Origin of the sequence: Chryseolinea sp. T2, assembly GCF_037203685.1 — a bacterium.
Classification (GTDB): domain Bacteria; phylum Bacteroidota; class Bacteroidia; order Cytophagales; family Cyclobacteriaceae; genus Chryseolinea.
In genome coordinates this window covers 1,036,282-1,048,883 of record NZ_JBBCAU010000001.1, presented here as the reverse complement: position 1 = coordinate 1,048,883, position 12,602 = coordinate 1,036,282, and the positions used below count along the sequence as shown (strand labels likewise).

11 protein-coding genes are annotated in these 12,602 nt (G+C 46.0%); 1 reads left to right on the top strand and 10 read right to left on the bottom strand.

Annotated elements, in window-relative coordinates; genetic code table 11:
• Positions 1–196 precede the first annotated feature (196 nt).
• Entirely contained in the window at positions 197–1,090 is an 894-nt protein-coding gene (locus tag WBG78_RS04305) for a hypothetical protein (protein WP_337325143.1), read from the top strand.
• 26 nt (positions 1,091–1,116) lie between these two features.
• On the opposite strand, the gene WBG78_RS04300 is transcribed toward WBG78_RS04305, so the two are convergent.
• The 10 genes from WBG78_RS04300 to WBG78_RS04255 all read right to left on the bottom strand — a co-directional run bounded on the left by WBG78_RS04300 (position 1,117) and on the right by WBG78_RS04255 (position 12,517).
• Complete coding sequence (locus tag WBG78_RS04300) at positions 1,117–2,187, bottom strand: phytase (RefSeq protein WP_337325142.1); 1,071 nt, start codon at positions 2,185–2,187, stop codon at positions 1,117–1,119.
• Between the two features lie 6 nt (positions 2,188–2,193).
• Entirely contained in the window at positions 2,194–3,222 is a 1,029-nt protein-coding gene (locus WBG78_RS04295) for a hypothetical protein (RefSeq protein WP_337325141.1), read from the bottom strand.
• 12 nt (positions 3,223–3,234) lie between these two features.
• The gene (locus tag WBG78_RS04290) at positions 3,235–6,330 is read right to left on the bottom strand and encodes a TonB-dependent receptor (protein WP_337325140.1); all 3,096 of its coding nucleotides are present in this window, start codon (positions 6,328–6,330) and stop codon (positions 3,235–3,237) included.
• A gap of 138 nt (positions 6,331–6,468) precedes the next feature.
• Positions 6,469–7,446, bottom strand: coding sequence for a FecR family protein (locus WBG78_RS04285; protein WP_337325139.1), 978 nt, complete (start codon positions 7,444–7,446; stop codon positions 6,469–6,471).
• A gap of 80 nt (positions 7,447–7,526) precedes the next feature.
• Positions 7,527–8,075, bottom strand: coding sequence for an RNA polymerase sigma-70 factor (locus tag WBG78_RS04280; protein ID WP_337325138.1), 549 nt, complete (start codon positions 8,073–8,075; stop codon positions 7,527–7,529).
• A 143-nt stretch (positions 8,076–8,218) separates the two neighbouring features.
• Positions 8,219–8,650, bottom strand: coding sequence for an rRNA adenine methyltransferase (locus tag WBG78_RS04275; RefSeq protein WP_337325137.1), 432 nt, complete (start codon positions 8,648–8,650; stop codon positions 8,219–8,221).
• Between the two features lie 42 nt (positions 8,651–8,692).
• Complete coding sequence (locus WBG78_RS04270; protein ID WP_337325136.1) at positions 8,693–9,382, bottom strand: outer membrane beta-barrel protein; 690 nt, start codon at positions 9,380–9,382, stop codon at positions 8,693–8,695.
• 230 nt (positions 9,383–9,612) lie between these two features.
• Entirely contained in the window at positions 9,613–10,050 is a 438-nt protein-coding gene (arr, locus tag WBG78_RS04265; protein ID WP_337325135.1) for an NAD(+)--rifampin ADP-ribosyltransferase, read from the bottom strand.
• Between the two features lie 175 nt (positions 10,051–10,225).
• The gene (locus WBG78_RS04260; protein WP_337325133.1) at positions 10,226–11,773 is read right to left on the bottom strand and encodes a HEAT repeat domain-containing protein; all 1,548 of its coding nucleotides are present in this window, start codon (positions 11,771–11,773) and stop codon (positions 10,226–10,228) included.
• Positions 11,774–11,878: 105 nt separating this feature from the next.
• Positions 11,879–12,517, bottom strand: coding sequence for a hypothetical protein (locus WBG78_RS04255; protein WP_337325132.1), 639 nt, complete (start codon positions 12,515–12,517; stop codon positions 11,879–11,881).
• Between the last annotated feature and the right edge of the window lie 85 nt (positions 12,518–12,602).

Sequence of the window (12,602 nt, the reverse complement as noted above, 5' to 3'; positions counted from 1 at the left end):
TGCTGCTCTCAAACCATAGACCAATCCGGTAAAAGGCCGATCCTTGTGGAAAAGCGCAACAGTTCAAAGCTTTTGGGAGCGCTCATTATTACACGATCGAGGTATTTACTCCACGAAAATGCGATAGTTTATTTTGATTCACCTCCAGTTGTTAACTTAGATGACCCAATCGCAAGTCGATAAAGCCTCCTCTCCAATGTCCAAAATAGAAAGTTTCTTTCTGAACACGTTCCTCGCAATGAGTATTGTGGGCACGTTGCCGGCGCTGGCTGCCAACATTATCCTGCATCCGTCGAATCATGTTTCCATCGTCGCGCAGACAATTGCATTGGCGGCTAATGTGATTGCCTTTATCATACGAAAGAAGTATCCAACGATCGCGGTACTGATCCTTACCGGGTTGATCCTGGCAACCATCGCCTTCGTAGCATTCACGCCACCCCACAATATTGTCACTCATCTCTCGGTAATCATCCTATGCGGATTTATTCATTCCGTGATGCTCAGAGGCAGACTCCTGGTCATCATGCACCTGCTATGTGTGATCTGTATTGTGCTAACCTTCCGGTCATCGATTGGTGACATCACCACCCGTTTCAGCTTGAACATGAACGAAGCGATCTCGGGAGCCATCACTTACTTTGTGCTCTATCTGGTACTCACTTACACCACCTACATTCTGAAATCCAGTTACGATAAAACGCAGGATAGTCTCCAAACAGCAAACCATGAACTTCATAACAAGGCTCACGAAATTGAAGCGCAGAATGAACAACTGGTCCATACGCAGGATGTACTTAGCGCAGTAAACCGGGACCTTGAAAAGATCGTCAACGAACGCACTAATCGCATCAAAACGCAAAACGATGTATTAATAAGATACAGCTATACAAACGCTCACCAGCTGCGGGGACCAGTTGCGCGATTAATGGGACTGGCTTCGATATCTCAGCTAACGGGTGGGCCGGACGCGCAGTTTATTATCCAAAAAATGGTGGCCGAAGCCCATGCAATCGATTCTGTCGTTAAACAAATCAACCGCGAACTGGACTCGGGCCACCTTGATTCAAGTAATATGGCAGTGTTGTAGAATGATAGCAGTTGTCGAGCTGATGATCAATCATCGAGCTTCATCCACTTCATAACATCAATCCAGGGATAAATCTGGAACGTCTTGTCATCGCTCATCGCAATGAAGAACCCCTGCGGATATCCTGGCAGGGCAACATTCGTTACCTCGTTCCCGTCGCTTTCAACCGTTGAAGCCTTTAGAATTCCCACGGATAGGTGTTTGTGCGGATTCGCACTTGAACCTTCGCGTCTGAAGAAATGGAATTGGTTAGCCTGCTGATCAGACACAATGATATATCCACGAAGCGAGTCACTCTTATAGATCGAAATTCCCTCATGATTATCAGCAAATCCCGACGTGCCAAAGAAGGCTAGCTCACGATTTGAACTGTCCGGATGCGCATAATATTTCCTGATACCCGCCCCTTCATCACTAAAATAAATGTAACCTGCTTCGTTATCGACGGCAACGGCCTCGATCTCGTGCATGCCGCTGTACTCCCCGAACGCGCGTACCTGGGTCGCCTTTAGCTTCCCGCTCTTACCATCGAGCAGGTACTGATGAAGATACGATCCTGACGGCCCCGACTTTCGTGAAACGATCGCGTATATATCCTCCTTGTGTTTATACAACGCTATGCCCATGGGCAAACGCGCGGTATCATTCTCGAATACGGGCAGTCCTCCACCGTCGAGGGCTTTCATGTCTGGCAAGCTGAATACGCGAATCGAGTTCGTATTTCGCTCCGTGCAAACTGCGACGTCAAACATTTCCTTACCGATCGTGAGGCCATAAGCGACATCGACATTGTTGGGACGCTTAATGCCATGAATCGTCTTCTCCTTGATCTCACGGCCGTCTAGGCCAAACACATACAATGCACCATCGCCGGTGTCACCACCTTTGTCAGTACCAATGATCAGACTCTGTGATTTGTCCAAAGGATTGATCCAGATAGCAGGATCATCCGTGTCATACTTAACAGAATCTGTTACAACTGCCGGCCTGAGCACCGATACGGAATCACGGTTTTCTTTAATCTGTTCCGAAGACTTGTTCTTGCAGGCAAATGCTGAAAGCACCATCAGCATGATCACTATTTTACGTACGTCCATCAGCGCTTAGTCTTTCTCAAATGTAAATATAGCACCGCCTTCTTCCGCATAAAGTTCATCGCCGTCCTCGAAGTGGTCTTCGTCAATAACCTTAAGGAATGAAATTGTCATCGTTTCAGTAGCAACATCATAAGTTGCCTCAATCTGAAAATCGAGTTCGTCTTCAACCTCACCGTCGTCACCAAGAATAAAATGGCTTCCCTCAAACGACAGCTCACCATCCTCAGCCTCATAATCTGCCTCGATTTCAATTTCCAAATGCTCCATCTCCGTTTCTGTCTCGCCGTCCTCGCAGGTAATAACCTCCTCCTCTTCAGCCAGCTCCACAACAAACTTCATCTCACCAAACTCAAACTCGGCCGTAACTTCTCCGGTGATATCTTCAAAAGATAATTCCTCTAATGAAGAATTCAACGGTCCAAATACTGCTTTGAATTTTTCAAAGGCTTCCTCAGAATCCAATTCCAGTTTCCATTCTCCGGCAACGTCAGAATCCAACACTTCATACTCAAATGTCAAAGGTGCCCCGAGGATCACATTGTCTCCGCCTGAAAGATCAGAGAGCGTAAACGAGAAGCTTCCCTCAGTGTTCTCCTTGCCCGGAAGTTTGAATACAATCTCAAATGACTCGGGAACCGTCTTCAGATCCTCATCAACATGAAGCGTAATCGTCCCCGAAGTACCCTCACCTTCTGCACTAAATTCTAATTCTCGCTCAAAGACACAATCATCATCTTCATATTCGTATATGACCTTTTCGATCATCACCGAACCGGCCATATCCTCTTCCAGATCTTCAATTACATAGTGCAACGTTAAGGCTTGACCGGGCAGATCTCCAATATGGTCTGCAAAAGCAACTTCGAGTCCGTAGTCCTCAGCATCGGCAAGGTCGGCGCCCTCATCCGCATCCAGAACCAGCTGCAATGGAAAGTTCTCATCATTTGGATAAACGTCGAGGTCGTTTTCGACGCACGACCATCCGAGTACAACAAACAGCAGGAATGTATATCGACTTAATTTCTTGATACGCATAGTAGTTCTGGATTAGAGATCAAACTTTAGACCGACGCGGCTCCACCACGAGTAGAACTCCCGTTGGATGTAATGATTTTCATCACCCATAAACACTTCGAAAGGCTGATTGGTGATATTGAGGAACTCTGCGAACAGACGCAGCCGCTGGGTTACGGCCACCGTTGCAGTAGCATCAAGTTGTACACGACGTCTTACGAAGAGATCCTCGCTGGCATCGCCGCCAACTTCACTGAGATATTCTCCATTAAAGTTACTTGCAATTCTGAAGTTGACGCGCTTATGATCATATGCCAACGAGAAGTTACCGACGCTGGTAGCCTGGCCCGGCAGTCTGATCTTTTCAGTACCACTGGCATTCTCACGTGATTGAATCCGTGCATCGGACGATGTGTAAGTGTAATTCGCGTAAACTGAAAGACCCTTAAGAAATCCTGGCAGGAATGTAAGGTTCTGTTGATACGCTACCTCAAATCCGACGAGATCAGCGCTCTCGCCATTTTGTGCCTGCGTTAAAGTCAGATCAACACCTTCCGCTCCTGGATAGTTAGAGCTTGCAAACCGATGATTAAAAATGAAGTTGTCGAGATTCTTATAGAAGAATCCACCGGAAAGAATACCAACGTTTCCAAAGTAATGTTCAACCATTAGGTCAATATTCGAAGCATCAACAGGTTTGAGGTCCGGATTGCCAATAGTACCCTCACGTGCACTGAACTCAATCTCCTGGCTCGGAATGATGTCCTGAAAATTAGGTCTCGCATAAGTACGCGTAAGAGCAAGTCGTACGTTCGTGTTGTTGTCGATCGCATACTTCGCATGCAATTGCGGAAGAAAGAAACCATAATCGGTAGACCCTTCAATGGGAACGATATCCTCTACTTCATCTTCGAAATTGTAGATCGCCTCGCTTGAGCGGTAGTCAACTTTGGTAAGTTCGTAGCGCATACCACCCAGCAACATCAACTTCTGAAACTGTAGCTTGGCCATCAGATAACCGGCGTATACATCTTCCGTTGCCGTGTACGCCTCCAGCGCTTCCGCGGTCTGCTTGTCTTCCACGTCAAGCTCGTAACCGTACTGGTTCGCATTAAAGTGTGAGATAACTTTTGAGGGATCTGCACTCGCGCGCAATGTATAGCGTCCTGAGAAGAAGTCTTTGTCGACAAGCCCGCCGGCGTATTTCTCAAGCGTATAATCGCCCGTTTCAAAACCGGGGAACGTCACATCCCCGCCGTTCCATCCAAACACATTTTCTGATACGCGATACTCCTTCTCCTTCATTCGTACCTTTCCACCAAACTTGATGAGCCCATCACCCGAACCTGCTTTGAACGGCACAGAGATGTTCATCTTCGCCGTCTTGTTTACATCCAGTGCGTAAGTCCTGCCCATAACGAACTCGTCGAACTCGTACAGCGTGTTATCGAGATAAGGATTCTCCGGGTTGTTCTGCGCGATGCCATCAACCGTAAAGCTTGGAAACTTCGGATTAGTAGTGTAATCGATACTCAGTGCATCAAACTCGCCAACAGATCCGATCTCCGTGTCAAATGGTGTATCCTGAATCGCTTCAGCATAAGCCACTTCGTAGTCGAGGCGGAATTTATTGAAGTCATGCTTAGCCCCAAGGTTGTAACTGGTGATCATTTGTTTCTCGAGGCGGTCTTTGGTATAGCGTTCAATCGAATTGTCTTCAAATGGCGACTCGTCAATATTAGGAACAAAGATGTAGCGACGTCTTACCTCGTGATCAGTAAATCGGTTATAGATCGTTCTGAAATAGATCTCGTTCTTGTCATTAAAGCGGTAATCCACAGTTCCACTAAGTCCAAGTCTGGTACGTTGCAGAATGTAATCGCGTAGCTCGAAATCATTGTCATCTCGTTCCCAGTCGTCGGAGCCGCGGTCAGTAACATAGTAGCTGGAGTTCAGCATAACGCCGAGCTTATTCTTGAGAAACCTCTTGCTGAGTTCAAGTGAGCCCTGGAAGTTGGCCTTCTCAACAAGGTTGTTGTAACCCGCCAGTGCCGATGCACTAATTCCAAGATTCTCCGATTGTGCCGTGCGCGTGATCAGGTTAACGCTTCCACCAATAGCATCGCCATCCATATCGGGCGTAAGCGCTTTGGTGACTTCAATAGATGCCAGCTGATCCGCCGGAACGGCATCAAGGGCAACATAGCGAACGCCTGCTTCAGGAGATGGGATCTGCTCTCCGTTAATACTCACATTTGTAAATTGAGGAGCAAGACCACGTACCAAAACGTATCTTCCTTCTCCCTGATCGCGTTCAATATTCACTCCCGGCACACGCTGCAACGCCTCGGCTACGTTCGGATCGGGAAAGCGACCAATCTGATCCGCACTAACAATATTCTTGATATTATCTGCTGTCTTCTGCTGGTTGAGCGCCTTTTGCTGACCCATCAGCGAACCAGTAATCACCACGTCGTCCAGCGTTTTGAAATCGCTGGCAAGCTTAATATCGTGTTCAATGGTTTGAGCGCCAGCAACGGCAACTGTCTCCGAAAGTACTGCATAACCGATATAGGTTACCTCAAGTACTATATCACCTTCCGGAACACGCAGGAGATACTCCCCGTTTACATCCGTCGTCGTTCCGCTAGCCGTCCCTTTAATAATGACTGATGCACCCGGCAACACTTCACTGGTTTGAGCATCTGTCACTCGTCCGCGAATAATTCCTATCGCGGTTGCCTCCGACCGAACCAGGTGTTTTGCCGTGGCCTTGACCATGATTGTATAGTTCGACTGTCTGAACTCAAGCGCTGCAAGTGAGGCGACCTGGTCAAGGGCAGCACCAACCGTGGTTTCCTTCGCCGATATTCTCACTTTACGACCGAGGGGCATTGCCTTGTTGCTGTACGAAAAATTAAAATCCGTACTGGCCTCAATAGACTGAAACAACTCGCTTATCGTCATGTCTACACGCGCGAATCGGATCGCGACCCGGTGAACGTCCTGTGCGTTGCCATCATTGGCAAACAGAACGTTGAACAGGCAGCATTGCAGCAATAGCGCAACCTTAATTCCCCGAAAAAGGAAACACGCGGCGCCGCACCTGAATGGTATTAGTTTATTCATTTGTTATTGTGGGGTTATTGAGTTAGTCTGTTTTCTCTCCTGGTCGGTGTAGTCTTCAAAGGCACTCACATCCTGAATAAGCGATTCTTTATATGATGTCATTGCCCGTCTATTATGATGTCATTTACAAAGCGCACATTACTCACATCCCTTTCCTGACAAAGTCACACGGCCGTTATCTGATATTTGAAACTGTGCACCTGTGGTGAAATGGATCGCTTCCAGCACGTGTCTTAAACTTTCACCTCTGTATGTACCAGTGATCCTGCAGTGCGACAATCGCGAACTTTCAAGTACTATCTTTACGCCATACCAGCGTTCAAGCTTTCGCGCGGCGTCGTCAAGTGCCACATCGTCAAATACAATGGTGTTATTCATCCATGCTAAGGCCACACCCAGTTCCACGTGCGAGCGATTCATTTCACCTGAATGTCGCACGATATCCAGGTGTTCATTCGGTAAAAGAATTTCCTGTTTCAAATGATCTGAAACTCTGACCTTACCCGTCGCCACAGTAACAGCAACCGTTGCACTGTCAGCATTTATATTAAAGGACGTTCCTAATACTTCAGTGGCAACGGCGTCGGTATGCACAATAAATGGTTTCGATGGATCGCGCGACACTTCGAAAAATGCCTCGCCCTCGAGAAAGACTTCACGCGTATCGTCATTGAGTTGTATGGGATATCGCAAACTACTGGAGGCATTCAGATGAACTGTGCTTCCATCTGCAAGTTGTATCGTGGTACGTTGGCCGGAAATTGTAGAGGCTACCGCGTATTCAATCTCACTTGGCGAAAGGACTACACTCCATACGAAAAAGCTGGAAATGGCAAGTATCGTGACAGTTGCTGCTATCTTAAGCCACAATGGTCGCGAGCGCTTCAAAGACTCTTCCTCGATCAGATCGATGTGCCCATTTAACGATTGAAGCGCCCGCGTCTTGTTAACTACGGGTATACGTACTTCATCCTTGTTCCAGGCAACGGCATACTGCTGAAATATTCTTTGATTGTCAGCGCTCGCACTCACCCAGTTCAGCAGTTCTTCCTGTTCTTCGGGTGTTGCCTCGTTCGATAAGTAGCGAACGATAAGATGTGAGGGTTCGTTTGACATGAGTCCGGTTTCTGATGTTGTAGAGCATCAAAACCAGCTCACCCACTATTTGATAATGTTATCGTTCGGTTAAGCGAATATTACGCTTTCTCATATTGCAGCAGGTTAGCTCGGATAACCTGCAGGGCCTTCACCAATTGGTTCTCCACCGTCTTCTCAGAAATGCCCATGATTTCCGCAATCTCCTTGTAAGAAAGTCCATCATAACGGTTCATGATAAATACCTGTCGACATCGGGGTGGAAGTTGTTGTACAACAGCAGAGACGAACGACTGCGTCTCCTTAAAAATAATGTCATCGTCCGGACCGCGCGATGCTGCAACATCTACAACGTCTTCGAGTTCGTCAAGGCTCAACGTATTTAGCTTTCTCGCAGATATGACGCGATAACATGCATATCGCACTGACGCATAGAAGTATGCGCGAACACTGCTTTCGATGCTGATCGTTTTTCGGGCACGCCAAACTCCAACAAAAACATCCGACACGAGTTCCTCGGCTTCACTGAGTGCCACATAGGAGCAGGCAAACCGGCAAAGCGGCACATAGTATTGCTCAAAGAGCTCGTTCATCGCATTGCGATCGTCACGTCTTAGTCGCGAAAACAAATTGGCCGGAGTAGTTTCCATTTCCGGCGAAAAGATGTGCCGGCAATTGGAATTGACAAAAATGTGCGGATTATCAAATTAATAAATCGGAGCAGACTACAGATTCAATGCGAGGCGGTGGCACAGCCCAATAAAGAGCCGCGACAGAAAGTTTTGGTTCCTGCTCACTCATCAGCCGTCACTCTGGAAAGCCCATTCATTATTCCCCCTCTGATCATATTCCCATATCCATCATCGTGCAGAAAGTTTGTGAACGAAAGCGCTAACTCATAATTCGCCTTCGCATCCTGAGGCCTTTTCAAATCTTCATAACATTTGCCGACGTTCAGATACAACGAAGGCCATGCTCCCTTTACGTTGGCATCATCAATTTCCAATGCCAGTCGCAATGCTGTTTCGTCCCATTCCAATTTTTCTGTTACGCTATTCTGATGCCGCGCAACATAATGCGCAGCGATAAATTTCTCAAAGTTGTTCGATGCCTCACCCCACGCCTGAAGAAATAACCTCAAGGCATCTTCCGACTTGCCCAATCCTTCGAAGTCCATGCCCTGAGCACAGAGCTTGACTACATGGTTATCTGCTGCGAATTCCATTTAAAGTCTTTGTTTTCGTCGATCCTGGATAGCTTTTCTAACCTACCTGCACATCATGAACAGAAACGTCACTCCAATTTTCATCCCACTCGGGTTGATCTCCGGCGCGTTGTCAACTGTGGCGTCATCAATCGTCCACTTGCTGCTTGTTTTGAATCCATAGCCAACATCGAGCACTATGTAACTAAAATCTCCGTCCCCGAGTGGCATCCATATCTTAGCACCCGGATTTACACTAAAAGTATCATTGTCCAGGGAAATGGAATTTCTGTCGGTCGTTACATTTTGAAACTCGAAGTTCGGGCCTGCCTTATCACTGATCTTTGTTTTGAATGTAGTTCGGGATATACCCAGGTAAGGCATTATTTTAAACTGATCATACAACTTAAGTTCATATCCATAATTTATATTCATTGAATAGCCATAACTCGAAGTACCAATATCACTGTCATTATACGCTGTCGTCTCATTTATATCTACGTCGCCAGCAACTTCAAAAAAATGCCTGTTGAATTTATAATTTATTCCGGCGCCAATATTCCCGTATCCGGACTTTACATCCTTTAAATCATTGCTTCTTAAAAAATCGTTCAGTTTACTGACATCTATATGATGATACTTTACAGACAGAGAGAGACCAAATGATAAAATTGCTGGTTCCTTGTCCACGAATTGTCCATGTGCTGATATGGACACAACAATCAATAGGGTTGATGCTGATAACGTTCTCATAACAAAGCTGAATTAAGAAAGCTCATCCTTTCCGATCGGTTAACCACAACAAAAGCAAATGGCCCAACTACATTGGATTTGTTCGTTTTCCGAAGTCCGGATTTACTTTCAGATTCAGATCCGTTACCGATTCCATACTTTACCGCACGAAATCTTTAAAATGCCTTACAAAGCGCAAATGGATTTGGCTCAGGCCTGTAGGCCACCATTCTATCGTCGATTTCCGTCATTCAATTGATGATCTCGGCTTTCGGATTTGCCTTTATGTTCGCCAGCCTCTCCTGCCACATCTGAAGTTCTTCGGGGGTTAATCTCACCCATTCTGTCACCTCGCCGATAATCTTCAACGGCGCCTGACTGCGATATGATCGGGTTGGGTTGCCGGGAAATTTCTTGTCCGTTACGTTGGGATCATTTTCAAAGCTACCCGTAGGCTCAACGATGTAAACCCGCTCAGTTCTGTCGCCAGGTGCCAAAGCCGCAGCGAGACCCGCTCCATTCACCAACGCAGTGAAATAGATGTGATTCATGATCACTTCCGGCTTGTAATTCGACCTGAATCCCGCGGTTAGAAACTCACCAATCTGCAGATCAGCCTTTGTCCCGTGATAAAACGGACCACTATCCAATACGCCGATACTGACTGTTACGATCTCTTTGTCTTCCATCCCCTTAATGTTGAAGTGCTCACTATATAAAAACAAATCGCGCTTGCAAATATATTTAACAAACGATCAATGTGATGTAATGCGCGTCAATCACCCCGACGAATCCCTGCACCAATAATATAAACCAGCCCTTCTCACCTCAAAGTAGCACCCGCAAAAATGAACGGTATCGTCTTCACAATTTCTCAATTCCATAAGGCAGTTCCATTTTATCCAACTGGTATGCTTTGTAAACACCCATCACATATTCCCCGTCTTCAGGATGCTGCGTCGTTCCAAGTCGTGTAGAATATCTGGACCATCGCTCCAGGAGTGCATAGCCAGTCTCTCTCAAATTCTTATCTTCCTCAACAATACTCTTGAGAAGATCTCCTGCAATACTCCATCCGCCAGCCGAACTTATAGTTTTCAGGATAAAACGTTTCGTCTCATTCGTTCCTCCGTCGTACATCGATCGAAGTGCCTCAACATCTGATGCAAGTATTCCCTTCTGAATGATTAAACAACTCATCTTCTTCACCGTGTTCGAGTCGTCGCTTAGGAGATCAAAGGCAAGCGACTTTGCACGCTGGTTGTCCAGAATAGAAATACCAAATAAACCTGCAGCTCTCAGTTTGGAAGATGGCGATTTTAAAAATGGCTCAAGGATACTCAGATCATTCTCGGCACCAACCTCTGCAAGCCCGACAATACTTCCAACTCCTGGCTCAACAACCAACGCATCCCGGTAGATCTGCGGAAAGTCATATTGACCCGTCCTGGAAAACATTCCCCTTACTGCTGCCCTTATACCCGCAGATGAGTCAAACAACAATTGAAGTATCGGTGTCTTGAAGGCGTCAATCTGACTGTCGGAAATCCTATTTACCGCGTATTGTCTGATCTTCTGACTTCGATCACCCAGAAGTCTCTTCATCAGCTGCAGATCATTTACAAAATCAACGTTTCGAATGACCAGCAACCTTATCAAATAGTTTTTATCCGATAAAAACTCCTCCATCGCGGAACCCGTCAACTTACCTCTCTGTATTAGGTTCCTGACAATGAAAAACCTGCTACTATCCGAATACTTTTCAAGCGACTTTAAAACCTTTCCTATTGTGTCGTCCGAGAATATAAAGGTCGTTATATCATCATGAATGTGTTTAAGATCACTTCTCCCAACCTTTAACAATGAGTCAATCAGTTTATGATGCCTGATCAGAAATTCAGGATCCTCGCGACGGATAACTTCGCCAATTGCTTTCTCTGCCGTTAATCTTATAGCCGGAACCCAATCCGATAATCTGAATAGGATAAACCGAAATGTCGATTGCTTTGGATTAATAAGCAGTCTGTTTAGCGCCTCCTGACGAACGTAGCCATCACTGTTCATCGATGCTATACTGAGAAGAGTCAACTTCAACACCTCCTCGAACCTGTCAAATTTTTCTAATTGCGACTTCTTAAGATAGATGTTGCGCAGGTCCTTATATAGCGGCTTCGTTTCGAACGAGGACTGTTCGAACGAGGACTGTTCGGAAAACAAGCGGTGAATTGCACGTGCGCATTTCGTAGCTATCCCGATATCAGCGTGAAATACCCAATCAAACTTACTGGCTATCTGCCCAAGATCCTGAATCGCATCAAAGTCCGGATTGTATTCAGTAACGGTCCTTGAATGAGATTCAATAGCCCCGCCCGTCGCTTTCTTTTGCACAAAGATCCAATCCCAGAAACCCATTTACTCTTTTTTTACCAGTTATATCTCAACAACGTCATAAAATACCCCAATGTTATAAAGTAACCAATCACCAGTAGGCAAACCGTCAACAGTCTATTTAATCCATCACTCACCAAACAATAGTTGAAGATCCTGAATAGGAAAATCATCCGTCTCTAACAACCTGATACCTCCCTGATACCTCTGCCATTCATAATCATACATGAAACGATTCAGCAGCACCCTCCTGCTCACAGTTTCAATCAGCCCTCGCTCACCATAAATTGGATGCTTGAAGTCTGTATGCGTATAGACCTTCTGTTCCTCTTCGTCCTTATCAGTTGCTACGGAACACTGATTGATAAAATCTTCTTCAGGCAATGCTGTCCCTGAGTTAATCGGGGCTTCAAGTTCAGCATTGATCCAAAATCTCTTGCTGCCCGATCCTGATTCATACAGCGAAAAGCCGCGCCCACCGGCACTATCATCGAGAAAGAATCCAAGTATCACGGACGAGTTAAACTCCCCGAAAATGTTGTTCTCCAGCTCCGAGACGTCAACATCAAACAGCATTCTGGTCAGATCCTCATTTGAGAAGAAGACGTTGCGTGTAGTCAACTCGAGATACATCCTGTTATCAGACCAGTCCTTGTCGTAATAGTTCCCGAACATGGTTGTAAGTATTCTGTGTAATCCGCGCTTTACATCGTCAAGTGATGTATCCTCCTTGAAGTCAAATCCAATTCCAAAACTTCCGTTTATCATAGTATAAATCAACAACGTATCGTCTAATATAGCATACAACTATCTATTGCAGCATACAACGTGGCCACCAGGGTACGGTTTTAAT